Annotated in this window: 27 protein-coding genes; 9 read left to right on the forward strand and 18 right to left on the reverse strand. The window is 65.0% G+C overall.

Annotation, left to right across the window (positions count from 1 at the left end):
• Positions 1 to 32 precede the first annotated feature (32 nt).
• The 4 genes from AB433_RS11680 to sdhC are packed head-to-tail and all read right to left on the reverse strand — an operon-like array spanning position 33 to position 3531.
• Positions 33 to 875 (reverse strand): hypothetical protein, encoded by an 843-nt coding sequence (locus AB433_RS11680; protein ID WP_047821132.1) that lies wholly within the window; start codon positions 873 to 875, stop codon positions 33 to 35.
• Positions 876 to 912: 37 nt separating this feature from the next.
• A complete protein-coding gene (gene sdhA, locus AB433_RS11685) occupies positions 913 to 2733 on the reverse strand; it encodes a succinate dehydrogenase flavoprotein subunit (RefSeq protein WP_047821135.1) in 1821 nt (606 codons plus the stop codon).
• Positions 2734 to 2737: 4 nt separating this feature from the next.
• On the reverse strand, positions 2738 to 3115 hold the full coding sequence (sdhD, locus tag AB433_RS11690; protein ID WP_047821137.1) for a succinate dehydrogenase, hydrophobic membrane anchor protein: 378 nt from the start codon (positions 3113 to 3115) through the stop codon (positions 2738 to 2740).
• Between the two features lie 14 nt (positions 3116 to 3129).
• Positions 3130 to 3531 carry a succinate dehydrogenase, cytochrome b556 subunit gene (sdhC, locus tag AB433_RS11695; protein ID WP_047821139.1) on the reverse strand — a complete coding sequence of 134 codons (402 nt, stop codon included), beginning with the start codon at positions 3529 to 3531 and terminating at the stop codon, positions 3130 to 3132.
• 191 nt (positions 3532 to 3722) lie between these two features.
• Here sdhC and AB433_RS11700 point away from each other — a divergent pair, with 191 nt between their 5' ends.
• Genes AB433_RS11700 through AB433_RS11715 form a run of 4 tightly spaced genes read left to right on the forward strand, consistent with a single transcriptional unit; the run spans position 3723 to position 6937 of the window.
• The gene (locus AB433_RS11700) at positions 3723 to 4466 is read left to right on the forward strand and encodes an SDR family NAD(P)-dependent oxidoreductase (protein ID WP_047821141.1); all 744 of its coding nucleotides are present in this window, start codon (positions 3723 to 3725) and stop codon (positions 4464 to 4466) included.
• Complete coding sequence (bla, locus tag AB433_RS11705; protein WP_047821143.1) at positions 4456 to 5349, forward strand: subclass B3 metallo-beta-lactamase; 894 nt, start codon at positions 4456 to 4458, stop codon at positions 5347 to 5349. Before AB433_RS11700 ends, bla begins: the two co-directional genes overlap by 11 nt.
• Positions 5346 to 6251, forward strand: coding sequence for a 50S ribosomal protein L11 methyltransferase (locus AB433_RS11710; protein WP_047821145.1), 906 nt, complete (start codon positions 5346 to 5348; stop codon positions 6249 to 6251). Before bla ends, AB433_RS11710 begins: the two co-directional genes overlap by 4 nt.
• Positions 6224 to 6937: a TIGR02117 family protein gene (locus AB433_RS11715; protein ID WP_245626654.1), complete on the forward strand. Its 714-nt coding sequence runs from the start codon at positions 6224 to 6226 to the stop codon at positions 6935 to 6937. The genes AB433_RS11710 and AB433_RS11715 overlap by 28 nt, the downstream gene beginning before the upstream one ends.
• Here AB433_RS11715 and AB433_RS11720 read toward each other — a convergent pair.
• Positions 6900 to 7469, reverse strand: coding sequence for a GNAT family N-acetyltransferase (locus AB433_RS11720; protein WP_047821147.1), 570 nt, complete (start codon positions 7467 to 7469; stop codon positions 6900 to 6902). The two genes, AB433_RS11715 and AB433_RS11720, sit on opposite strands and share 38 nt — an antisense overlap.
• Positions 7470 to 7565: 96 nt before the next feature.
• Between AB433_RS11720 and AB433_RS11725 the strand changes: the two genes are divergently transcribed.
• The gene (locus AB433_RS11725; RefSeq protein WP_047823949.1) at positions 7566 to 7844 is read left to right on the forward strand and encodes a DUF4242 domain-containing protein; all 279 of its coding nucleotides are present in this window, start codon (positions 7566 to 7568) and stop codon (positions 7842 to 7844) included.
• Positions 7845 to 7912: 68 nt separating this feature from the next.
• Positions 7913 to 8296: a hypothetical protein gene (locus AB433_RS11730; protein WP_047821150.1), complete on the forward strand. Its 384-nt coding sequence runs from the start codon at positions 7913 to 7915 to the stop codon at positions 8294 to 8296.
• Here the strand turns inward: AB433_RS11730 and AB433_RS11735 are convergent.
• The 3 genes from AB433_RS11735 to ligA all read right to left on the reverse strand — a co-directional run bounded on the left by AB433_RS11735 (position 8293) and on the right by ligA (position 12014).
• Positions 8293 to 9108 carry a hypothetical protein gene (locus tag AB433_RS11735; RefSeq protein WP_047821152.1) on the reverse strand — a complete coding sequence of 272 codons (816 nt, stop codon included), beginning with the start codon at positions 9106 to 9108 and terminating at the stop codon, positions 8293 to 8295. The two genes, AB433_RS11730 and AB433_RS11735, sit on opposite strands and share 4 nt — an antisense overlap.
• Before the next feature lie 117 nt (positions 9109 to 9225).
• Positions 9226 to 9732 (reverse strand): hypothetical protein, encoded by a 507-nt coding sequence (locus AB433_RS19535; protein ID WP_053059135.1) that lies wholly within the window; start codon positions 9730 to 9732, stop codon positions 9226 to 9228.
• A gap of 176 nt (positions 9733 to 9908) precedes the next feature.
• On the reverse strand, positions 9909 to 12014 hold the full coding sequence (gene ligA / locus AB433_RS11745; RefSeq protein WP_179944974.1) for an NAD-dependent DNA ligase LigA: 2106 nt from the start codon (positions 12012 to 12014) through the stop codon (positions 9909 to 9911).
• A gap of 108 nt (positions 12015 to 12122) precedes the next feature.
• Here ligA and AB433_RS11750 point away from each other — a divergent pair, with 108 nt between their 5' ends.
• Positions 12123 to 12572: a DUF2165 family protein gene (locus tag AB433_RS11750; protein WP_047821154.1), complete on the forward strand. Its 450-nt coding sequence runs from the start codon at positions 12123 to 12125 to the stop codon at positions 12570 to 12572.
• A 265-nt stretch (positions 12573 to 12837) separates the two neighbouring features.
• Here the strand turns inward: AB433_RS11750 and AB433_RS11760 are convergent, their stop codons facing one another.
• On the reverse strand, positions 12838 to 14064 hold the full coding sequence (locus AB433_RS11760) for a dipeptidase (RefSeq protein ID WP_245626655.1): 1227 nt from the start codon (positions 14062 to 14064) through the stop codon (positions 12838 to 12840).
• Positions 14065 to 14091: 27 nt separating this feature from the next.
• A complete protein-coding gene (gene recN, locus AB433_RS11765; RefSeq protein ID WP_047821158.1) occupies positions 14092 to 15768 on the reverse strand; it encodes a DNA repair protein RecN in 1677 nt (558 codons plus the stop codon).
• Positions 15769 to 16003: 235 nt separating this feature from the next.
• Between recN and AB433_RS11770 the strand changes: the two genes are divergently transcribed.
• Both AB433_RS11770 and AB433_RS11775 read left to right on the forward strand, forming a co-directional pair.
• Entirely contained in the window at positions 16004 to 16948 is a 945-nt protein-coding gene (locus AB433_RS11770) for a UDP-2,3-diacylglucosamine diphosphatase (protein WP_082134907.1), read from the forward strand.
• Positions 16945 to 18054 carry a glycosyltransferase family 4 protein gene (locus AB433_RS11775; protein ID WP_047821160.1) on the forward strand — a complete coding sequence of 370 codons (1110 nt, stop codon included), beginning with the start codon at positions 16945 to 16947 and terminating at the stop codon, positions 18052 to 18054. The genes AB433_RS11770 and AB433_RS11775 overlap by 4 nt, the downstream gene beginning before the upstream one ends.
• A gap of 106 nt (positions 18055 to 18160) precedes the next feature.
• Here AB433_RS11775 and AB433_RS20560 read toward each other — a convergent pair whose 3' ends face one another.
• The 8 genes from AB433_RS20560 to AB433_RS21050 all read right to left on the reverse strand — a co-directional run bounded on the left by AB433_RS20560 (position 18161) and on the right by AB433_RS21050 (position 23859).
• The gene (locus AB433_RS20560) at positions 18161 to 18292 is read right to left on the reverse strand and encodes a lipoprotein (protein ID WP_179944975.1); all 132 of its coding nucleotides are present in this window, start codon (positions 18290 to 18292) and stop codon (positions 18161 to 18163) included.
• A 157-nt stretch (positions 18293 to 18449) separates the two neighbouring features.
• Positions 18450 to 19205, reverse strand: coding sequence for a transglutaminase-like cysteine peptidase (locus tag AB433_RS19540; protein ID WP_218916947.1), 756 nt, complete (start codon positions 19203 to 19205; stop codon positions 18450 to 18452).
• Positions 19206 to 19302: 97 nt separating this feature from the next.
• Positions 19303 to 20106, reverse strand: coding sequence for a class I SAM-dependent methyltransferase (locus AB433_RS11785; protein WP_047821162.1), 804 nt, complete (start codon positions 20104 to 20106; stop codon positions 19303 to 19305).
• A gap of 37 nt (positions 20107 to 20143) precedes the next feature.
• On the reverse strand, positions 20144 to 20986 hold the full coding sequence (locus AB433_RS11790; RefSeq protein ID WP_047821164.1) for an outer membrane protein assembly factor BamD: 843 nt from the start codon (positions 20984 to 20986) through the stop codon (positions 20144 to 20146).
• Positions 20987 to 21160: 174 nt separating this feature from the next.
• Positions 21161 to 21523, reverse strand: a complete 363-nt coding sequence (locus tag AB433_RS11795; protein WP_047821166.1) for a hypothetical protein — start codon at positions 21521 to 21523, stop codon at positions 21161 to 21163.
• A gap of 88 nt (positions 21524 to 21611) precedes the next feature.
• Positions 21612 to 22040: a roadblock/LC7 domain-containing protein gene (locus AB433_RS11800; RefSeq protein WP_082134909.1), complete on the reverse strand. Its 429-nt coding sequence runs from the start codon at positions 22038 to 22040 to the stop codon at positions 21612 to 21614.
• A complete protein-coding gene (locus AB433_RS11805) occupies positions 22037 to 22603 on the reverse strand; it encodes a GTP-binding protein (RefSeq protein ID WP_047821168.1) in 567 nt (188 codons plus the stop codon). The genes AB433_RS11800 and AB433_RS11805 overlap by 4 nt, the downstream gene beginning before the upstream one ends.
• A 5-nt stretch (positions 22604 to 22608) precedes the next feature.
• Entirely contained in the window at positions 22609 to 23859 is a 1251-nt protein-coding gene (locus AB433_RS21050) for a hypothetical protein (protein WP_047821170.1), read from the reverse strand.
• Between the last annotated feature and the right edge of the window lie 214 nt (positions 23860 to 24073).

The following is a 24073-nucleotide window of genomic DNA, read 5'->3' on the forward strand; positions in this document are numbered from 1 at the left end:
CATCGCGTTAAGACCTTGGGCGCGTGTGCCGATCAGCACACTTCCGCCGTATTTTCGGGGATCGGGCCGGGCGGGATGCGCGCCTCCGCCATGTAAAACGGATCGGCGCTCAGCCGATGGACGGTGCCATAGGCGCTGGCCAGCGCGGCATATAGCGCGGGATCATAGGCTTTCAGGTCATCGTCGGACAGGATGCGTTGTCCGGAAAAGACTTGCAGCCGGTTGGAATTGAACCAGAACTGCGATCCTTCGGCCCAGTATTCGTCGATGGTCGTCGCGGTGTATTCGTCCTTCCACAGCCCGGTTTCGCGGGCATGGACATAGGCCTGTTCGACCTGGGCGTAGAGCGCGGGGTCCGCGACCTTGGCCGCCAGCAGGACGTTGTGCGCGAACTCGTGGACGAAGATTGTCTCGCCATACCAGCGTGACGACCGCAACCCGAGCAGGTCCTCGGCAGCGGCGGTCGTGGTCGGCCCGGCGATGGCGCGGGCGCGCTGATCCCAATACTCCCGGTCGGACAATTGCCCGATCCGTTCTTCGTAGTGCAGCTTTTCGCAGCGGGTCAGGCGCGGATCGTCTGGCGGTGGCTTGGTCCAGTGGCGATGCTCCGGCAGGTCGAGCAGCGCCTCGTCCTCGGCGATCACCGCGACGCGATAACCCCGCGCGATCAGCGCATCGCGCAAGTCGGGCCGGTGGGCCAGCATACCGTCGATGATGTCCCGCGCGCGATCCAGCGCGGCGGCGGGCGGTTTTTCAGACGCGACGACCGGGATGCCCTCGGCATCGCGATATTGTCGGTAGAACGGATCGAGCCCCAGCCGCGCGGGCGGTGCCGACGGATCGGGCACCGCACAGGCCGCCAGCAGTCCAAGCATAAGGGCGACCGCGTGCTTCACGCCGCCCCGCGATGCCCTAGTATACGCGCTTCTTCGGCTTGATGTACTCGACATCGTCGGTCAGCGTGAATTCGTGCACCGGGCGATAGTCGATCTTGATCGCGCCGCCTTTGCCGCCCCAGCCGTCGAACCAGGTTGCCGTGTGCTTCATCCACTCGGCATCGTTGCGCTCGGGGAAATCTTCGTGCGCGTGGGCGCCGCGGCTTTCCTTGCGGTTGTAGGCGGAATGCATGGTGACCGACGCCTGAGAGATCAGGTTGTCCAGTTCCAGCGTCTCGATCAGGTCGCTGTTCCAGATCAGCGACTTGTCCGACACGTGGATGTCTTCCATCCGCTTGTAGATCGCGCCCAGCTTTTCCTTGCCCTCGGCCATCGATTCGTCGGTGCGGAACACCGCCGCGTGGGCCGACATCGCGCGCTGCATCTCGCCGCGCACCTCTGCGGTGGGCGAACCGCCGCTGGCGTTGCGGAAATGATCGAGCCGCGACAGCGCGAAATCCGCGCTGTCCTTGGGCAGGTTGTCGTGGGCCGACTGCGGCTTGATGTTGTCTTTCAGGTGGTGCCCGGTAGCGCGGCCGAAGACCACAAGGTCGATCAGCGAGTTCGAGCCAAGGCGGTTCGCGCCGTGGACCGAGACGCAGGCCGCTTCGCCCACGGCATAAAGACCAGGGACGACCGTTTCGGGATCGCCATCGGCGCCGATGGTCACGACCTGACCGTGATAGTTACAGGGAATGCCGCCCATGTTGTAGTGGACGGTCGGCACGACCGGCAGCGGCTGGCGCGTCAGGTCGACACCGGCGAAGATCTTGCCGCTTTCCGTAATGCCCGGCAGGCGTTCGGCCAGCACCTTGGGATCGATGTGATCGAGATGCAGGAAGATGTGGTCGTTCTCTGCGCCCACACCGCGGCCTTCGCGGATTTCCAGCGCCATCGAACGCGACACGACGTCACGCGATGCAAGGTCCTTCGCCGACGGAGCATAGCGCTCCATGAAACGCTCGCCCTCGGAATTGGTTAGGTACCCGCCCTCGCCGCGCGCACCTTCGGTGATCAGCACGCCCGCGCCGTAGATGCCGGTCGGGTGGAACTGCACGAATTCCATGTCCTGCAGCGGCAGCCCTGCGCGCAGCACCATGCCGCCACCGTCGCCGGTGCAGGTATGGGCGCTGGTCGCGGTGTAATAGCACCGGCCATAGCCGCCGGTCGCCAGCACGACCGCGTGGGCGCGGAAGCGGTGGATCGAGCCGTCGTCCATGCACATGGCGATCACGCCCTTGCACTCGCCATTGACCATGATGAGGTCGATGGCGAAGTACTCTATGTAAAAGTCCGCGTCGTACTTCAGCGACTGCTGATACAATGCGTGCAGCATGGCGTGGCCGGTACGGTCGGCGGCGGCGCAGGTGCGCTGCACCGGCGGGCCTTCGCCCATGTTCTGCATGTGGCCGCCGAACGGGCGCTGATAGATCGTGCCTTCGGGGTTACGCGAAAACGGAACGCCCGCATGCTCCAGCTCGATCACTGCCTGCGGCGCTTCGCGGACCATGTATTCGATCGCGTCCTGGTCGCCCAGCCAGTCCGACCCCTTGACGGTGTCGTACATGTGCCACGTCCAGTGATCGGGCGTGTTGTTGCCAAGGCTGGCCGCGATGCCGCCCTGTGCCGCAACGGTGTGCGAACGGGTGGGAAAGACCTTGGTGATGCAGGCCGTCTTCAGACCGGCCTCTGCGCTGCCCATCGTGGCGCGCAGGCCCGAACCGCCCGCGCCGACCACCACGGTGTCGTAGGTGTGGTCGATGATCTTGTAGGCGGGCTGTGTGTTGGCTTCAGCCATGGGGTCAGGCTCCCAGCGCGATGCGGATTACGGAAACGACGCCGAAGACACCGGCGGCGAAGAAGATGAGGTTCAGCAGCACGATCGCGGCAAAGCGGTTGGCACCGTGGACATAGTCCTCGATCATCACCTGCATGCCCAGACGCGCGTGCCAGAAGGTAGAGACGATCAGCAGCACCATCGCGGTCGCGGCGATCGGGCCCGACAGCCATGCGTGAACGGTGCTGAACGAATAGTCCGGCAGCGTGGCAAGGCTGAACACGAACCACAGGACCAGCACGAGGTTGCCGATCGCGGTAAAGCGTTGAACCAGCCAGTGATGCGCGCCGTGCTTGGCAGAGCCGAGGCCGCGAACCTGACCGATGTGCGTTCCGTTACCCATCGTGAATGCTCCCCTCAGACCAGCAGGATCACGGCCCAGAAGGCCGCGGTCAGCGTAATGCCGATCAGGATGGTGATGATCGACCACGCATTGTTGCGATCCACTTCGAACCCGGCGCCCACGTCGAGCACGAGGTGGCGGATGCCGCTGGCCATGTGATTGAAGAACGCCCAGCTGATGCCGATCAGGACGATCATGCCGTACCAGCTATCGGCGTGTTCGAGGAACGCGGCGTAGCTTTCCGGCCCGCCCGCGATGGCACCGACGAACCAGAGCAGGACGAGCAAGCCTGCGACCGCAAGGCCGTTGCCCGAAACGCGGTGAAGGATCGACACCGCCATCGCCGGGCCCCATTTCCAGATGGAAAGGTGCGGAGAGAGCGGTCTTGCCTGCGGCCTGTTCGATGCCTGCGCCATTATATGGTCCCCGTATGCCTTATGCCGCATGGCGCGGATGGCCCGCGCACGAACGGCGTGTTGCGGGCGCGAATGGCAGGGGAATTCCGCAAGGGCAAGAGGGCAATTCGATTCGTTTGGGCGCAACTTGTGCCGGACAGGTCGCGCCTGCGCTTGATAGCGCGTGGCGCGCGGCCTAATCGGGGCGGCCTATGACCACCCATCCCAAGGCCCCGGCGACCACCGCCCTCATCACCGGCAGCACGCGCGGCATCGGCGCGGCCATCGCCGCCCAGCTGGACGCGCGCGGCGTGCGCGTGATCCGGCAGGGTACCAAGGCGGCGGACGGCGTTCTGGGCGCGGACCTTTCCGATCCGGCCGCCCCGGCACGGCTTTGGGCAGAAGCGCTGGAGATGGCCCGGGAACGGGGTGGGGGCCGGATCGACGTGCTGATCAACAACGCGGGCGTGTTCGAGGCGAACCCCATCGACGGCGACGATGCCGACTGGCTTGCGGGCTGGGACCGGTGCCAGCAGATCAACCTGACCGCCGCGGCGCAACTGTCGCGGCTCGCCGTGCGGCAATTCCAGTCGGAAGGGAAAGGCGGGCGCATCGTGCAGGTCGCCAGCCGCGCCGCCTATCGCGGCGATTCGCCCGATCACTGGCACTATGCCGCGGCGAAAGGCGGCATGGTGGCGATGGCGAAAACCATCGCGCGGCATTATGCGCGCGATGGCATCTATTGCTTCACGATCTGCCCCGGTTTCGTCGATACCGCGATGGCGGGCGACTACCTGGAGACGCGCGGCGGCCCCGCCTTGCTGGCCGACATTCCGCTGGGCCGCGTGGCCGAACCCGAAGAAATCGGCTGCATCGCCGCGTTCTGCGCGCTGGACGCACCCGCCAGCATGACTGGCGCGGTGATCGACGCCAATGGAGCCAGCTTTGTCCGTTAAAGTCCTTTTCCTCACCGCCCTCGCCTTTGCATCGACCGGCTGCGCCACCGCCGCCGCGCCCGAACCGCCTGCCGCGCCCGCGTGGTCGGAATGGACCGCGCAGTGCACGGACTGGGACGAGTGGGACAAGCCCGCCCCGCCCTGGCGCATCCACGGCGATACTTATTACGTCGGCACCTGCGGCATCGCGGCGATCGTGATCGCGGGCGATGATGGCCACGTGCTGATCGACACGGGAACAGAGGCCGGGGCCGACGTCGTGCTCGCCAATATAAGACGGCTGGGCTTTGAGCCGGCGGACATTCGCGTGATCCTTGCCAGCCACGAGCACCCCGACCACATCGGCGGCCTTGCGAAAATGCAGCTGGCGACCGGAGCAAGGATCGAAGCGGGACAGATCCTGTCGCAAGCGATCGAGACCGGCCTGCCGCAACCGGGCGATCCGCAGACCGGCCTGTTCGAACCGATGGCCCCAGCCACCGTCTCGCGCGTCGTCGAACCGCGCGGCGTGGTTAGCGTCGGCGACATCCGCGTGACCTATATCCCGAGCCCCGGCCATACCCCCGGCGCGGCATCGTGGACATGGCAATCGTGCGAAGGCGCGGAGTGCGTTTCGGTGGTCTATGCCGATAGCCTGTCGCCGGTCAGCAGCGACGAATACCGCTTTTCGGGCCATCCCGACTATGTCGCCGCCTATCGTGCATCGCTGGCCGATGTGGCGGCGCTCGATTGCGACCTGTTGCTCACGCCGCATCCGTCGGCCAGCCAGATGCCGAAGCGGATGGGCGAAGGCTCGTTCATCGACGGCGATGCGTGCAAGGCCTATGCTATGGGCATCGAAACGCGCCTGTCCGAAAGGCTGGCCAAGGAAGCCGCGCAATGAGCTGGAAAATCGTCGCCCACGGATCGAAAGAGGTCATCCAGTCCGCCCTCGTCGCGCATGAGGATGCGCTGGACTGGGATTATGAAGTCGTCCTGACCGGAAGCGAAATTGCCGAGGACAAGCCCGACGATTGGGTGCTGGAAGCCTATTACCCCCGCCGCCCGACGAAGGCCGACAAGACCGCGCTGGCCGCCCTGTTCGAAGGTTTGCCGCCCGCGATGCGCGCCGAAAAGCTGCCGGATGAGGACTGGGTCAGCCTGTCGCAAGCCAACGTTACCCCGATCCGCGCGGGGCGCTTCCACGTCCACACCCCCGACTTTCCCGCCTACGACAGCGCGGGCGTAACCGATTTCTGCATTCCCACCAGCCAAGCGTTCGGCACCGGCCAGCACGAAACGACGGCAGGCTGCCTGGCCATGCTGACGCAGATGAAGGCAGAGGGTGTCGCGGTGCGCAACTATGCCGACATCGGCACCGGGACGGGCCTGCTGGCCTTCGCGGCGCGCGACCTGTGGCCGACGGCGCATGGGCTGGCCAGCGACATCGACCCGGTCTGCACCGGCGTGGTCGAGGATAACTCCGCGGCCAACGGCGTACCGCTGGGCGATGGGCCGGGGCGATTGGTGATGACGGTCGCGGCGGGAACAGACAACCCGCTGATCGCCGCGCGTGCACCTTATGACCTGCTGATCGCCAATATTTTTGCCGGGCCGCTGGTCGACCTTGCGCCCGACTTTGCACGGGCGGTGCTGCCGGGCGGGCACCTCGTGCTGGCGGGCCTGTTGACGACGCAGGAACCTGCTGTCCGCGCCGCGCATTTCCGCGCCGGTTTCCGCCTTGCCCGCCGCATGACGAATGGCGACTGGTCGATCCTGTGGCTGCGGCGCCGAAACGCGCGCTAAGGGCGCTCCGTGCGGTCTTCGGCTGGCTGGCGCTGGCCGTCGGGCTGTATTTCTTTGCGGGCTGGGTTGGCTCTTCCATCCCGTCCAACCGGAATTTCGTGGAAGATCCGAACGGCGTAGAGATCATCGTCGCCACCAACGGCATTCATACCAGCATCGCGGTCCCCCTCACCAGCCCGGACATGGACTGGACCCGCGTCTTCCCTCCTTCCGACACCGCCGATCCCTCGCGGCCCTATACCCATGTCGCGATCAGCTGGGGTGAGCGGGCGGTGTTTCTCGAAACCGAGACTTGGGCCGACCTGTCGCCAATGACGGTAATGCGGGTCATCGGCGTGGGCGGCGACGCACTCTACCATGTTGAACAGTGGGTTCGCCCCGCTCCCTCGCCCGATTTCCGGCCCCTGCGGATCAGCCGCGCACAGTACCGGCGCCTGATCCGAGCCTTGCTCCGCGACTTGCCCGAACGCACGGCTGCGCGGGCGGTCTATCCGGGGTACGCGACGCACGACGTGTTCTACGACGCACGCGGCACCTATACGACCTACAACACCTGTAACGAGTGGACCGGCGAAACGCTGCGACTGGCTGGCATAAGGACCGGCGCGTGGACGCCCTTCGCGGGCAGCGTGATGAAATGGGTGCCGCCTATAGAGCCAGCCGAACGAGGTGTTGGTACTCGCTGAAATCGCCGTCCTGCCTAAACCCTGCTTTCAGGTACATCGCCAAAGGACCGTGATAATTGCCCGCGGGCGTATCGGCGGATTTCGACGGCTTCGCCTCAGCCCATTTCAGCCCGGAATCGCGAAACGCGGCCAGTGCCCTGTCCATCAACGCCCGTGCCACGCCCTTGCCCCGAGCGGATGGCGCGACGAGGAAGCAGGCGATCATCCCCGTCTCATCCGCCGCCTTTCCCGGAACGTCCGCGCCGCGAAACGCGCAATAGGCATCCTTGCGCGCGGCGTTCAGCCAGCCGACCGCGCCGCCATCGTCCAGCGCCAGCCAGCCCTGCATCGTCTGCGCCGCGATCATGTCGCAAGCCGCCGCGCGATTGTCCGCGCCAGACTGCCGGTCCCATCCGCCGCCATCGTGGTCATAGTGATAGAACCGGCAATAACAGTCCGCCCAGCCGGGGTTGTCGGCAAACCCTTCGCCATCGAACAGATCCAGAAACAACCCACGCCGTTCGGGCGTCAGCGGCACGATTTCGATGGGCATTGGCAAGTCTCCTCCGCGCCGTGTTTAACCGATTGCGCGAAGCTGCAAAGAGGTTCATTTTCCGCCACAGGGTCGCCCGAAGTCGGGGTGAAAATCATGCTCAAGCGATACGTGGTCGAACGCGCCATTCCGGGCGTGGGCAAGTTGACGCAGGCCGAACTGGCAGAGGCGTCGAAAACGTCGAACGGGGCGCTGGCCAAGACGCCGGGCGTGCAATGGGAACATTCCTACATCGCCGACGACCAGACCTTCTGCATTTACCTTGCCGAGAACGAGGACCGGATCCACGAACACGCCGCGCTGTCGGGCTTTCCGGCAACGAAGATCACCCTGATCGGCGGTATGATCGACCCGACCAGCGAGGGCATGTCCTGAACCGTTCAGCACCCCGCAAGCGCGCAGGGTGCAAAAGGCGAGCTTCCGCACTGCGAAAGGATCGTCGCATGCCTGCCTGTAAAACGATTACCGCCGCCGTTGCCCTGTGCGCCATCGCCGCTGCTCAGCCGCTGGCCGCGCGCGACCGTGATGACCGGTCCGGGGACCGCGACGCCGCCGTCGAACATGCCCAGCGCGAAGGTTGCGTCCTGCGGCAGGTCATCGCGCCCAGCTTCAACAACAACGCCGCCTCGATGGAGCAGATGCGCATCGCATCGGTCCACGTGCGCAAGGCGGCCAATCGCCACGGCGACCGCATGGCACCGATCTGCGGCAGCCAGCACGATCCGCGCGCGCTGGACGGCGAAATGACGATGGGCGCCCCCGAACCGGTGCCCGCCGACGATGCGGACGCCCCGCCCCCTGAAGCGGCGGAGCGCGCCGAGGGCTAGTCCGCGCGCATCCGCACCAGGACCTGCAAACCGGCACCCACATCGGGGCTGCCATCGGAAAGCCCTGTATAGCCATAGCCTTGCAGCAAGAGGCCGGGGCTGACCTTGTAGGTCGCCGATCCGGTAACTTCGCTTCGATTGGGCGAGGTATCCAGTGCGCCTTCGCGCCATTCGTAACCCAGGCCGAGCGTCAATTGCTCGCCCGCCTTGCCATAGATGCCGCCACCGGCCTGCCAAACGTCGTTCAGCGGATAGAGATCGTTCGACCCGTTGAACCGCCGCCCACCATTCACCGCGACGCTGACGCCGCCAAAGCTGTGCAGCAGTTCGCCCATCAGCGTGTAGTCGGTCGTGCCGGTGCCGAGGAATTTGGATTTCGACGCGGTCGGCAGCTTGACCTTGCCGATCAGGTCGAACCACGTGCGGTCGCCCACGGGCAGGGTATAGCCCGCCGCAAGGTTCACGTCGCCCACGCCGCTGCGCACGTTGGTGTCGACGATGTCTTCGCCGCTACCACCACCGCCATTGCCATTTCCGTTACCGGGGCTGACCCCGCCCTCACCCGGGATGACGCCATCGGGGCCATCGACGCGGACATAGGGGACGGACGCGCGGAACCAGACGTTATCGCCCTGAAACTTCACGCCGACCGGGATCGCCAGCATGGTCGTATCCTCGACATCGCCATAGTCGCCGCTGGAGTAATCCGCGCCAAGGCTGAACTGCCAGTATTCGTCGGCGCTGGCGGGTGCCGCGGCCATCGTAATCGCAATCGCCGCCGTGGCGATGCCTGTCTTCGCGATCCTGTTCATCGGACCTTCCTGTCCTCCCTGTTGGACGTAATTGGCCTGTTGTGCCTGAAAGGGCGAGCGCGACGATCCCGCCGAACGGAACCGCCGCGCTGCACCCCTCATGGATTTATGCGCCGATTACGGGCGGCCCGCGCCTTCCGGCTTTTCGGGCTTTTCCGGCTTTTCCGGTTTCTCGGGGCGCTCGGGCTTCTCCGGCTTTTCGGCCCGCTCCGGCTTTTCCGGACGCTCTGCGCGGAAATGCTCGACCGTGGTCGTGGTGTTGCCGTCCAGATCGGTGGTCTTGGTCACGGTGTTGACGTTGCCGCTAGGCGTCGTGACCGTCTGGGTCGATGCAGTACCGATCGTTTCCATGATCGGTGCGCCTTCGGTTTCTCCTTCGGCGGGTTCTTCGAACAGCGGTTCGCCGGTCTCGGGATCGGTCGCCTGCTGCGTGATGTCGCTCGTTTCGCGCAGCACGGTCGCGCCGTTGCCGCCCGCGGTCGGCTCCATCGGCTGGCCGCCCTCTACGGTTTCGACTTCCTCGACCTCGGGCGTGTCGCCCATGTCGGTGTCATCCTGCGCATAGGCCGTGGCGGCCGACACGGCGAGGATCGCGGATGCACCCGCGAGCAGTAATTTCTTCATGAAAATGTTCTCCCGGCACGCATCCCGTGCGCGCACATTCGATATCCCTGTTTGGTCGCGCAAATCTGCGCCTGGCGCATTAACCGAATATTAAAGCCGGGCCTTAACGCGGCGTTCACCAAGGTCTAATGCCGATGAGCCGTGTTATAAATATGACAGTGCGCGTCAGGAAGATGTCAGCCGGCAGCGGCCACGATCTCGGCCCATGCCGCTTCGTCGATCACCTCTATCCCCAGTTCGGCCGCCTTCTTGATCTTCGATCCCGCACCCGGCCCGGCTACGACAAGGTCGGTCTTGGCGCTGACCGACCCGGCGGCCTTCGCGCCCAGCCGTTCGGCCTGCGCTTTCGCCTCGTCGCGGCTCATCGTTTCCAGCTTGCCGGTAAAGACCACGGTCTTGCCCGCAACCGCGCTGTCCCTTGTCTCGACGATGTAATCGGGTGGTGAGACTTCGGACAGCAAGTCGTCCCAGACCTGCTTGTTGTGATCCTCGTGAAAGAAGTCGCCCAGCGCCTCGACCACGACCGGCCCTACCCCGTCGATGGAGGTCAGTTCTGCGACGGCATCGCTCGCCACCTCGCCCGTACCGTTGCGCGCCCGTTCGGCCAGATCGCGCAGCGCGGGCAGCGTGATCAAGTGTTTCAGCAAATCGCGCGCCGTCACCGCGCCGACATGCCGGATGCCCAGACCGAACAGCAACCGCGCCGCATCGGGTTCGCGCTTGGCCTCGATCGCGGCCAGCAGGTTGTCGACCGACTTCTCCTTCCAGCCCTCGCGCTTCAGGATATCGTCTCGCCGCGCCTTCAGGCGGAAGATGTCGGCCGGGCTTTCCAACCAGCCTTGGCCGAAGAACTCGTCGATGGTCTTCTCGCCCAGCCCCTCGATATCCAGCGCCCCGCGGCTGACGAAGTGCTTCAACCGCTCGGTCCGCTGCGCCGGGCAGATCAGCCCGCCGGTGCAACGCACGTCGACCTCACCCTCCTCGGCGACGGCCTCGCTCTCGCAGATCGGGCAATGGTCGGGGAAAGGATAGGGATCGCGATCCTCGTCTCGCGTCAGGTTCTCGACCACCTGCGGAATCACGTCGCCCGCGCGCTGGATCACCACCCGGTCGCCCACGCGCACGCCCAGCCGCTCGATCTCGTCGCGGTTGTGCAGCGTGACGTTCGACACGACCACGCCGCCGACGGTAACGGGCTTCAACCGCCCCACGGGGGTCAGCTTGCCGGTGCGCCCGACCTGTATGTCGATGCCTTCCAGCGTCGTCTCGGCCTGCTCTGCCGGAAACTTGTGCGCCATCGCCCAGCGCGGCGCCTTGGCGACAAAGCCCAACCGGTGTTGCCAGTCCAGCCGGTCCACCTTGTAGACCACGCCGTCGATGTCATAGCGCATATCCGCGCGCAGCGAGGCGATCTGGCGATAATGCGCCAGCATTTCCTCCAGGGTGCGGCAGCGGATCAGCGCGGCGGAAATCGGCACGCCCCAGTCCAGAATGGCCTGCATCACCCCGAACTGGCTGGTTGCCGGAACCGCGCTCGCCGCGCCCCAGCCGTGGGCATAGAACTTCAGCGGGCGTTTCGCGGTGACGCTGGCGTCCTTCTGGCGCAGCGATCCGGCAGCGGCGTTGCGCGGGTTGGCGAAAATCTTGCCCCCCGCCTCTTCCTGTGCGGCGTTCAGCGCGAGGAAGTCGGCCTTGGCCATATAAACCTCGCCCCGGATCTCAAACACTTCGGGCACAGGCCCGCTGGCGCCGTTCTGGTCCAATTCCTGCGGAATGTCGTCGATAAAGGCGACGTTAGCGGTCACATCTTCGCCCACCTGCCCGTCTCCGCGCGTCGCGGCGCGGACCAGCTTGCCGTGTTCGTAGCGGAGAGAGCAGGACAACCCGTCGATCTTGTCCTCGGCGGTGAACATCATCGGCTCGTCGGCGGAAAGGGACAGGAACCGGCGCACGCGGGCGACGAAATCGGCAACTTCCTCATCGCTGAACGCGTTGTCGAGGCTCATCATCCGAACCTCATGCGTCACCTTCGACAAAGGCGAGGACGCCACCTCGTGCCCCACGGCCTTGGACGGGCTGTCGTCGCGCACCAGATGCGGGAACGCCGCCTCGATCGCCGCGTTGCGCCGCACCAGCGCGTCGTAGTCGGCGTCCGAAACCTCAGGCGCGTCATCGGCATGGTACAGCCGGTTATGCCGGGCAATCTGCCGCGCCAGCCGCATCAGTTCGTTGGCGGCATCCGCCTCTGTCATCTTTGCAGGATCGGTCACGGCGTTTTTCATGTCGCGCTTTCTCGTGCTACTCAAGAGGCGGGGCGCGTTTTACCGGGGGGACTGCACGTGAAAACCGATCGGATTTTAAAAGCGGTGGTATCCGCAAGCGTAGGGCTGATGGCCCTCCTCTATGTCGCGCACAACATCGCCAATCTCGGCGCGGCGCATGATTTCTTCGTCTATACGACCAGCCACGCTGACCAAGAAGCCTATCCAGTCACCCTCTTGCCGGTGCCGCCGTCGTTCCTGATCGTCATCGGCATGATCGTGGTTTTCACGCTGGAAGCCGCGGCGGGCCTGCTTGGCCTTTATGGCGGGTGGGCCATCTTCGCGGCCCGCGATGCCGATCCGGCGACGTTTCTTGCAGCCAAGAAATGGGCCAAGATCGGCATGGGCTGCGCGGTGCTGAACTGGTGGGGCCTGTTTCAGGGCGTCGCCATCGCAGGGTATCAGCTATGGCAGATGCCGCTGGGCCAGGGGCCGTTCGACGGATCGTGGGTCTATGGCGGCATGGCGATGATGGCGCTGATCTACCTGTCGATGCCGGAAGAGCGCGTGGCGGGGTGATCCAACTATCGCAACCCGCCCGAAAAAGGCGTACAATCGGTCCGTTCGCGACTCCGCACGTCGCTGCGGAGGGCCGCGAGAGTGGAGCGAAGGAGGGCAAGATGCATCTGCCCCATGCGCCGGACTATAACCTGCGTTGGATCACGATCATCGGCGGGATGGCCATCCTGCTGGTGGCTTTCGTGGTGACGGGCCTTTTCGGCTCGGTTTAGCCCGGCAAAACCGATGCGCGGACGGGGTGCCAAACGCCCCCGCCCGCGCATTGTCACTCCGCCGCCGCCTCTGCCGCCGCCAGGATGCGCAGCACGTTTCCGCCGGTCATCTTGCCGATCTGGTCGGGCGTAAATCCGGCATCCAGCAATCGCGCGGTGATCTTGGGCAGATCGGACACATCGTCCAGCCCCGCGATCCCGCCGCCGCCATCGAAATCCGCGCCAAAGCAGACGTGGTCGACCCCGGCCACGTCGATCAGGTGCAGCAATGCGGTCATGTATTCGTCGAACGTCGTCGCCCAAAGCGGATCGACCGCGTCCAGCGCATGCCACTGCGCGATGAATTCGGCCTGCTCTGCCGGGGTCATCACGCTGATGGAATCGTATCGGTCGAACAGTTCGGCCCGGCGTTTGCCCATTGACACGTCGCTAAGATAGATCGTCGACATGCAGACCGCCCCGCCCGCCTTGGCGATGCGGCGCACGCGGTCGTCGCCAATATTGCGCGGCAGGTCATGCGCCCAACGCGGCGAACTGTGCGACAGGATGATCGGCGCCTTCGACAGAGAAAGCATATCGTCCAGCGTCGCGTCGGAAGAATGGCTGGCGTCGATCACGATGCCCAGCCGGTTCATTTCCGCCACCCATTCGCGGCCCAGCGGGCTGAGCCCGTTCCACACCGGCGCATCCTCTGCCGAATCGGCGAACTGGTTGACCTTGGAATGGACCGGCCCGGCCATCCGCACGCCGCGGTCGTAAAATTCGCGCAACAGGCCGATGTCGGTGCCCAGCGGATAGCTGTTCTCCATGCTTTTCAGCGCGATCAGCTTGCCCGCATCGTTAAGCGCCCGGACCTCTTTCGCCGTCGTCGCCTGCCCGATCATCGCCGAATGCAGCGCCATTTCGCGGTCGATGGTGTCGGACCGCTTGCGCGCGAAATCCAGCGCATCGGCATAGCCCTTTTCGGTCAAAGGGCCTTGCGCGGTAAAGATCACGAAGAACCCGCCGTCGAGCGCACCCTCGGCCATGCGCCCAAGATCGACCTGAGCAATTTCGGTCGCGGGATCGTGGCTATCGGCAAAGCTCCAGCCCGGACGGCCGAAATTGATCGGCGTGTCGAGATGCGTGTCGAGCGTCAGCAGGTCGCGGTGCACGGCTTCGGCATCGGGCGCGTCAGGCGCGGATTCCTCTACCGTGGCGCACCCGGCGATCAATGCAAGCGGGGCGGCGATGGCCAGTGGCGATGGTCGGAATGCGCGCAGGGCCGTCGAAAATTGCACTTTTCGTACTCCGTTTCGAAATGGGCGTCAGACGCCTTCGAGCAGCCGTTCGGCCTGCGCCCGCGCCTCTGGCGTGATTTCCGCGCCGGATAGCATCCGGGCGATTTCTTCTTGCCGCCCGCCCGCGTCGAGCAATCCGACCGAGGTGCGCGTGACCGTACCCTCGCTGGACTTGGCGATCATGTAGTGCACATTGCCCCGCGCCGCGACTTGCGGACTGTGCGTAACGGCCAGCAGTTGCCCACCCTCTCCATTGGCACTTGCCAGCCGCGCCAGCCGTTCGCCGATGGCGCTGGCCACCGCGCCGCCGACGCCGCGGTCGATCTCGTCGAAGATGATCACCGCCGCCCCGCCTTCTTCGGCCAGCGCGACCTTCAGCGCGAGGATGAAACGCGAGAGTTCGCCGCCCGACGCGATCTTGGCGAGCGGCGCGAACGGCGCGCCGGGGTTGGTCGAGATCAGGAACTCCACCGCGTCCATCCCGTGCGGGCCCCAGCGATCTTCCTCGGTGCGAGTGATCAGCGTCTTGAAGCGCGCGGCATCCAGCTTCAGCGGCGCCAGTTCCGCCGCAACCGCCTTGTCCAGCCGCTTCGCAGCCTCGACCCGCTGCGCAGACAGCGTTTCGGCTAGCGCGCGGTAGTGCGAACCCTTTTCGAATGCGTTGGCTTGTAGGGCCTTGATCCGCGCCTCGCCGCCTTCGATGGCTGACAATCCATCACGCAGCGCCGCCATCTTCGCGGGCAGGTCATCGACCTGACAGCCATGCTTGCGCGCTTCTGCCCGCAAATCGAACAGCCGCGTTTCCACCGCGTCCAGCCGCGCGGGCTCGAAACTCAGCGCATCCAGCGCGCGCTCAACCGCGGCCTCGGCCTCGCTGCCCTCGATCAGGCAGCGGTCCAGCGCGCCCAGAGCATCGGCCAGCGCCTCATGCTCGGGCGCGATCCGGTCCAGTCGGCGGGCTGCGGCACGCAATTGCGCCAGCGCGCTGTCCGAACCGGCAAACAGGTGTTGCAGGTTCGACAAGTCGCCGGACAGCCGCTCGCCCTTCTGCATATCGGCGCGTTCGCCCGCCAGAGCCTCTTCCTCACCCTCTTGCGGGGCCAGCCGCTCCAGTTCCGCCAGATGCGCGGCCATCAGTTCCTGCTCGGCCGCCGCGCTTTCCGCATTCGCCCGCGCCTCGGCCAGAGCCGTCTCCGCTGCCTGCCAGCGCCGCCACGCCCCGGCCACGCCCGCCTCGTCCGCTCCGGAATAGCGGGTCAGCAAGGCCCGATGGCCGCGTGCATTCACCAGGCCGCGATCGTCATGCTGGCCGTGTAGCTCGACAAGGAAAGGCGCAATCGCGCGCAAGGTCGCCACACCGACGGGCTGGCCATTGACGAAAGCCTTGGACCCGCCGTCCGCCTTGACCTGCCGCCCCAGAACCAGCGCCTCACCCGGCTCGATCTCTACGCCTGCGTCGTCCAGCGCCTCTGCCATGCCATCGGGCAGCGCGTCGAACTCGAACGTCGCGGTCACGCTCGCGCGATCCTCACCGCTGCGCACCAGCCCGGAATCGGCGCGATTGCCCAGCACGAGGCCCAGCGCATCGAGCAGGATCGACTTGCCCGCCCCGGTCTCACCCGTCAGCACGCCCAGCCCGCGCGAGAAGGCAAGGTCCAGCGCCTCGATCAGCACGATGTTCCGGATGGCCAGAGTGGTTAGCATGGCGTGGTCAGCATGTTCGCTCTATGTCCTAACCTTCGCCGCGATGCCAGTCAGCCCCATGGCGAAATTCCATGCACAACTTGCGCACATGGTGTTCACCGGGCACGCACAGCCTGTCCTGCGTTTATCCACAATGTTGCGCACACGTCTGTCACGCGCCGGTAATACCGACGCCGAACCGCAACACGGGCCTGCGATACCCCCCGCATGAAGAGCGCAAATGGGGGCATTTGAGATGAAGATCGATCCCGTGCAGACCGTGTTCACCCACCTTGGTTCAGACGCCGCGGGCTTCGCGGTACCGGGCCGCGTGCCCGATTGGCTCAGTTCCGACACCGACGGAGACGATTCACGGGGCCCGCGCGGTTTCGTGCCCAAGCGCAAGTACCGCACCGTCTTCATCTCCGACACCCACCTTGGTACGCGCGGCTGCAATGCCGAAATGCTGGTCGACTTCCTGCGCTCCGTCGAATGCGACACGCTCTACCTCGTCGGCGACATCGTCGATGGCTGGCGGCTGAAAAAGGGCTGGTACTGGCCCGACGCGCATAGCGAAGTCGTCCGCCGCATCCTGAAAATGGCGCACCGGGGCACGCGCGTCATCCTTGTCGCGGGCAATCATGACGAGATGCTGCGCAGCTATGCCGGGATGCACTTCGGCGGGATCGAGATCGCCTACGAAGCGATCCACGTCACCGCCGACGGCCGCCGCCTGCTGGTCACGCATGGCGACGCCTTCGACGGGGTGGTGCTCTATCACCGCTGGCTCGCCTTTCTGGGCGACAAGGCCTACGACCTGCTGCTGCGCGCCAACGTCTGGTTCAACGTCGCGCGCAAGCGGCTGCAATTGCCCTACTGGTCGCTCTCCGCCTATTTGAAGCACCGGGTAAAAAACGTCGTCCAGTTCGTCTGCGATTTCGAGGAAGCGGTGGCCCACGCCGCGCGCGAACGCGGGGTCGACGGGGTTGTCTGCGGCCACATCCACTGCGCCGAAATCCGCAAGATCGGCCAGATCGAATACATGAACGACGGCGACTGGGTCGAGAGCTGCACCGCGCTGGTCGAGGATGCGCAAGGATCGTTCACGATCCTCGACTGGGCCGAAGAAACCCGCGCCCGCGATGCCGCGCCCAGGTTCGAGGCCGCCAGCAAAAAGGCGAAGGAGCGTCAGCCCGCATGAACCTGCATTCCAGCCTGTTCGACCCGCCCTTCCCGCAACGCATCGCGCTGGCCACCGACGCGTGGAAGCCGCAAGTCAACGGCGTGGTCCGCACGCTGGAGGAAACCGTGTCGCGCCTTGCGTGGCGCGGGCACGAGGTTATGCCGATCACACCGGACCAGTTCGCCAGCCTGCCGATGCCGTTCTATCGAGAGATCCGGCTGGCCCTCGCCCCGAAACGCGCGATCGGGCGCAAGCTGGCGGCGTTCTCGCCCGAAATCGTGCATATCGCCACCGAAGGTCCGATCGGGTGGGCCACGCGCAACTGGTGCCTGAAGCACGGCGTGCCCTTCACCACCGCGTTTCACACGCGCTTTCCCGATTATGCCGCCGTCCGCACCGGCCTGTCGGCAGAGCGGTTCTGGCCGCTGATGCAGCGCTTCCACGCGCCAAGCCGTGCGGTGCTGGCGGCAACGCCCAGCCTGCGCCATGAACTGGTCGGTCGCGGGATCGGCCCCATCGTGCCGTGGTCGCGCGGGATCGATGCGGCGCTGTTCAACGCCGACGTGGTGCCCGATGCCCGCATCCGTGCGCTACGCGATGAAGGTCGGGGCCCGGTCCTGCTCTACGTCGGCCGCCTCGCGCCCGAAAAAGGCCTCGACGATTTCCTGCGCTGCGACCATCCGGGCAGCAAGGTCGTCGTTGGCGATGGCCCTGCTTTGGCCGCGCTTAAGGCGAAATATCCGCAAGCCTCGTTCACCGGGCGGCTGACCGGCAAGGCACTGGCCAGCGCATACGCCGCCGCCGACTGCTTCGTATTCCCCAGCCGCAGCGACACTTTCGGGTTGGTGATGGTAGAGGCGTTGGCCTGCGGCGTGCCGGTCGCCGGTTTCCCGGTGCAAGGCCCCATCGACATCGTCGGCCCGGTCGGGCGCGGTGGGATGAACGAGCAGCTGAACCCCATCGGCGCGGTGGACGAAGACCTGAACGCGGCCATCGCCCGTGCCCTTGCCTGCAACCGCGCCGATTGTGCGCGATACGGTGCGGAATTCAGCTGGGACGCGGCAACCGATCAGTTCGTTGCGGCATTGGCGGGCGCGCTGGAGGGTGAGCCGGTCGCGGCTTAAAAACCCGTCAGCCCCGTCACATCGGGCGAATATTTTACTTTAGAAAAACAAAGGCGCCACCCTTGCGGGCAGCGCCTCTATTCTTCCTGTTGTCAGGAAATTGCGATCAGCAGTTGCCTTCGACGCCGTCGACGCAATCGCCAACCGATTCAACGTCTTCGGCCGCGCCATGAACCGTGTTGCAGGCCGAAAGGGCGAACATCGAGCCGAAGGCCATCACTGCAAGAATCTTTTTCATCATCAATCTCCAATGCTGCGGCCGAGATTTCCGCGTGGATAGTGATGGTGACAATGCTTGAGTGAATTTGTGGTTCCGGGGCCGTTCATCCGTTCGCCAGAATGTGGCCGCAATTGGCGTCGGGCCAACCGCTCAACCCGGTCGCTTCGTCGCAAGATCAGCGCGGGGCGACCTTGCGCGCCGCCTTGGCCGCGCTGCCGTTGCCGGAATAGCCGTAGGTCCATGCCCACTGCCCGGAAAAGCTTTGCAGCGGCACGTAATCGGTGACGCTTTCGGCACTTTTCAGCGTGTCGACGCGGTTGTCCAGCACCCACAAGCGGCTCTGCCAGCGCACCGCGGCAACGGCGTGATCGATGCGGCGTTCGGTGTCGCGCACGACGACGAGGAACATGTCGTCGGGATCGATGCCCAGTTTGGCCAAGAGGGCCAGTTTCAGGATCGCGAAATCCTCGCAATCGCCCTGCCGCGCGGCCAAGGTATCGGTCGCCGGGGACCAGGCGTCGCCGCCCCGATCCTCGACATAGCGCAGCATCGCGTTGACCCGTTTGTTGACCAGTTCCAGCGGATTGGCCCCCGGTCGCGCCGCCCCAAAGGTCAGCCCGGCAACGCGCGGCGTGTTTTCGGGCAAGGCCATCAGCGCGCCATCGTGCCAACGCGCGGCCATCGCAGGGCCGACCGGCAGGGCGTGAAAGCCGAATATGTCGAGATCGCGTGGGCGAACCGGCGCAGGGGTGCACGGCGGCAGCGGTTCGGCGGTCTGCGGCTCTTCCGCGCCGGGGATCGCGAACACAAAGCCGGTTTCTGGCAGGACGTAAGTTTCCGCCTGCGGTGTCGCGACCGGTTCCTCGCCCTGGACCGCGCAAGTCACGCCCGGCACTTCGGGCAAGACCACGGCGGCCTGCGGACCCGACATTGCAAGATAAAGAGCCACCCGAACGATCATCGCCGCAGCCTATCAGCAAAGCGGCGCAGCGGCGGACTGGGTCGCAACCTGTCCACAGGCGCGCGGATCAGCCCGGTTTGCGGAAGCGCAGGACGAACTGGTCGGTATCGCCTTTTACCGAGGGGTCGTGCACCGAAATGTCGCGCGGATCGTTGGGGTTGGCCAATACCGCGCTGGCCCCGTCATAGAGGAAGCCTGCGCCGACCACGTCGCGGCGGACCTGCTCGGCCTCTATCCGGTGGGTGGTGTTGGTGCTGCTCGCGCCGCTACCTTCTGGCGCGGCGTGGTCGACGACGACGTAGACGCCGCCGGGCTTCAGCAGGTCGAGCACCATGCCATTGTACGCCTTGGCATCAAAGCCCTCAGCATTGTGAAAGTCGTGATAATTGCGCGACGTCCAGACAAGGTCGAACCGTTCGGCCATGCCATCGGGCACCGGCCCGGCCAGCGGGAAGTGAACCGCGCCGACGGTGCCATCCTCGAACGATCCGGCCAGCTTTTGCGCGCTATCGAACGGCTTCCACGGCTTGTCGAGAAATTCGTCGTTGGCATAGAGGACCAGCTCACCCTCCGCCCCGATGGCCTGTTCGAACAGGCGGGTGAAGTATCCGCCGCCGGGCAGCATCTCGAACACCGCCATGCCGGGGCGCACGTCCGCAAAGGCCAGCATGTCGGCGGGTTTGCGCAAAGGATCCGCCGCACGGTCCTGATCGGTGCGGATCGGGCTGGCGATCACGCTGGCGTAATCGGCGGCGACCGGGGACGGGACGGTCGTGATCGCATCGGTCGGCGCGTCCTGCGGCGGCTCGACCGTGCAACCGGCCAGCAGCATTGTCGCTGATGCCAGCAGGCTTGCGATGGATGTTCTCATGGTCCCTTCCCCTTCATTGTGGCGGACCCGAGCCGCTTCAGCTCATCGAACCGGGGGCCTTGCGCTCCATCAGGTCATAGGCCTTTTCGTACCACTCGCTGCCCGGATAGTTCGCGCCCAGCACGGCCGCGCTCTTCTTCGCTTCCTCGGGAATACCCATCGCGAGATAGGTCTCGGTCAGGCGATACAGCGCCTCTGCCGTGTGGCTGGTGGTCTGGTATTCGTCCACCACCTTGCGGAACCGCAGCGTGGCTGCCAGCCACTTGCCGGTCTTCTCGTAAAAGCGACCGACGGTCATTTCCTTGCCCGCAAGGTGATCGTTGACAAGGTCCAGCTTCAGCTGAGCATCGGCGGCATAGTCGGTTTCGGGATAGCGGCGCACAACGTCGGTCAGCGCGGTCTTGGCAAGGCGCGTCGTCGCCTGATCGCGTTCCACGTCGCTGATCTGTTCGTAGTACGAAAGTGCGATCAGATAGCTGGCATAGGGCGCATCCTTGTTGCCGGGGTGGATCGACAGGAAGCGCTGCGCCGCGCTGACCGCCTGTCCGTAATCCTTGGCGACGTAGTATGAAAACGCGCTCATCAACTGGGCGCGGCGGGCCCACGGCGAATAGGGGTGCTGACGCTCCACCTCGTCAAACAGGGCGGCGGCGAGTTTCACCTGACCGCGATCGAGCCAGTCTTTCGCCGCGAAGTACAGCGATTCCACGTCGCGCGCGACATAGGCGGTATCGTCGGGGCGGCCACTGCCGCCCGCGCACCCGCCCAGCACCGTCATGCTGCCCGCCGCCAGTGCCAGCGCGCCGATGCGCGCAGCCCGATAAAGGGCAGTTCCAGACGAAAGGCGAAGCGGCAGGGCCGAGCGGATTTGCGCAGTCATGCGCCGCCTATAGCCGCGCCTGCCGTGAACGCCAAGTGAAGCGTGCCGCCCTTTCCACGCGTCCGTCATCGGGCCTTGCCACAAACGAAACGGAGCGGCTCCGCGTGGAAGCCGCTCCGCCCTTCGGGTGAAGCGCCGGTGGGGTTAAGTCCCCCGCCGGAATTTCAATTCGCTTTACAGCGACATCGAACCTTCCAGCTCGGCCGTCTTGATGCGGGCCAGCGCCAGGTTCGATTTGCTCTTGTCGAGCACGAGGTAGATGAACACCGCCGGGCGCTGCGCCATCGGGCGGATGATGTGGTACTGCGACGAGAGTGTGATCAGGATGTCGTCGATCGCGTCCTTGGTCAGGCCCAGCGCCTTCATCGTCTTCAGCTTGGCGCGAACCACTTCGGTGTTGCCGGCGCCGGCGACGTCAAGGTCAAGCCCGCCGCCTTCCTTGCCAAGGACCATGCCCGAATCGGAATCGACGACCGCAGCGGCCTTTGCGCCGTCAATGGTCAGGAGTTCGCTGAGGGTATCTTGAATGCTAGCCATTTTCTCTCGTTCCTTGTTTTAAAGCGGTTGATACGATCCAACGGTCCCTGTCCCGCCCAACATCAGGGGCCGAAAAGTTTGCTGCGACTTATGCGGCGCGATCCCGTTCAAGGGCGCGCATGTTCGATACGGCCAGCCGCGCAACCGACAGCGCCTTGCCGACGGTTTCGGCAGAGTCGAAGTGGGCGGCCAAGACCATCATGTGTTCGGGGACGCGCAGCTGGATGACGTAACCCGTCTCTGCCGCGATGATGATGTATTCGCTGCCCCCGATGCGCAGGTCGCGGGCCACGGCATCGCCAAGGGCCTGCATCGAACTGGCCATGCTGGCCATGCGGCGGTTCTGGTTGTCCTCGCCCGAAAGGCTGGCAACTTCGAACCCGTCGTCGGTCAGGATCGTGGCATAGCGAAGCGAACGGCACAGGTCGGCAAAGCCGTGCAGGACTTCGGTCGCGTGGGCGATGACCTGCGGGTCCTTGTGCGCGTGAACGGGCTGAGTGGGGGTGTGGGCGTTCATGCCGCGCGCTCCTGGCTGGCGGCGATCATCGCCGTCATTTCAATGTTTGCGATCAGGCTCATCAGGCAGGTGCGCATCTGTTCTTCGTTGCGCGCATCGGCCGTGAATACGGGGATCATGCGGCCGGGCATCACTTCGCGAATGCGTTCGGCATATTGATCGATGAAGGGGGTGGGTGCGACGTCGGTGCGCGTCACGCAGACGACCACGCCGCCTTTTTCGTGTAACTCTCCGAACTCTTCGAGGAAGTCGGAAAGCTCCTGTATCGGGTCCGCCGCATCGTTGTTGACCAGCAGGACAAGGCCAACCGCGCGTTCCTTCAGGATGGTCCACATGAAGTTGAAGCGGCGCTGGCCGGGCACGCCGTAGAGGCGCACCTTGTCCTCGTCGCCGATGGTGATCTCGCCATAGTCCATGGCCACGGTCGTCGTGTCCTTGTCGGCGGTTTCGCGGTCAGTGTTCGCCGCTTCGGTGCGGATCACTTCGCACTCGCTCAGGCTCTCGATCGCGGTGGTTTTGCCCGCGCCCATCGGCCCTGCGAAAAGAATGACGTGTTCGGCCATCGGATTTACAGCCCCAGTTTCATGCGAAGTTTGGAAAGCAGCCCGGCGGGCGCCTCTGCCGCTTCGGTCGAAGCGGTCGCGAAGAAGACGGGTTCGGGCACTTTCTCGGTCTGGATTTCAAGCAGCCCCATCAGCGAATAGGCGTTCAGCGTGCGGGTCGCCTGATCGGGCGAGATCCCGGCCGCGCCGCTGAGTTCGCGGGCGTTGAGGAAGCAGTTCCCGATGGCCGCCGCGGTGCGCATGTCGGCCACAGCGTGGTTCAGTTCGGTGAAATTGGGCCAGCGGCGCAGGCGATAGCGGTCGCCCGGCTTGATCCACGGCGCGGGTTGCCCCGCAAAGGCGCGGCTGCCGATATGCCAGAACAGGCGATCCAGCGATTCCCCCGGCAGGTTCACGATGGGCGGGCGATAGGCCTCTACCAAGGCGGACCGGATCGCGACGCGATGCGGGTTGGCAACGATCTGTTCCAGCGGAACCCGCGCGTTGAAGGCGCGGAAGCGGAAATCGATGCGGATCATGTCGAGGTTGTCGACGCGGATTTCGGCCACGGCGGGCGCGGAATGCTGAACGATGGAATAGAGCGCGATGGCGATCTGGTCCCACACGTCGTCCTGCGCACCGTCGTCGGCGCTGTAGGATTGCGGGGCCGGTGCGCTTTGGGGCGCGGCATAGGGCGCGGGCTGCGCCTCCACTGGCTGCGGCACGTATTGCGGCGCGGGCTGGGCCGGCTGAAAATGGGCCTGCTGCGGCTGCGCCTGATAGTGCGGCTGCGCAGAGGCGTAAGCTTCGGGCTTCAGCGCTGCGGACCCCTGAACCATAGGCGGCGGCGCATCGCTGCCGAACGCGGGCGGTGTGCCGTGGCGGTCGTTCGCCGGAACCGTGCTCCAGTCCTCCATCTTCACCTGCAACCGCGCGGGACCGCCGGACCGAGACTGGTTGCGCAAAAGCTGCTGCGCCTGTTCAAGAGCGTTCATCAGGTCCGATGCGGAAAGAGGCAGATTCAGGATGATGTCGCCATTGGCCGGGGGCGGATTGCCCGGGCGGCGTACAAGGCGGATCAGGATCTGGTAGGGATCGGCAGAGAAATCGATGTCCGCGGGCACGATGAGCGCGTCGCAGCTGTCGGAATGCAGCACCAGCCAAGGGCAATCGGAAGCCTCGGCCTCGCTTTCGATGAATGTCGCGATCTTCGCGCACTCAATCGGCGATAAACCGACCAGCCCCAGACTGTGCCTTGCTTTGGAAGCAAATCCCATTGCCAAGCCATCTCCAACGATGGCGCACCCGTTTCGAAAGGAAAAGGTCAGCGCGCCATTGATGTCAGTCGATAGGCATGTGGAACTAAGCATCGGTGAAACGTCATGATTACCGCGCGTTTAACGATAGAGTTATTTGGCGTGATTTACCGGTTAACATAGTTACCCTATTTTTAATTTTTGCACCCGCAGCATGACCCAATCACAATAAGTC

This window comes from Croceicoccus naphthovorans (assembly GCF_001028705.1).
GTDB classification, from domain to species: Bacteria; Pseudomonadota; Alphaproteobacteria; order Sphingomonadales; family Sphingomonadaceae; genus Croceicoccus; species Croceicoccus naphthovorans.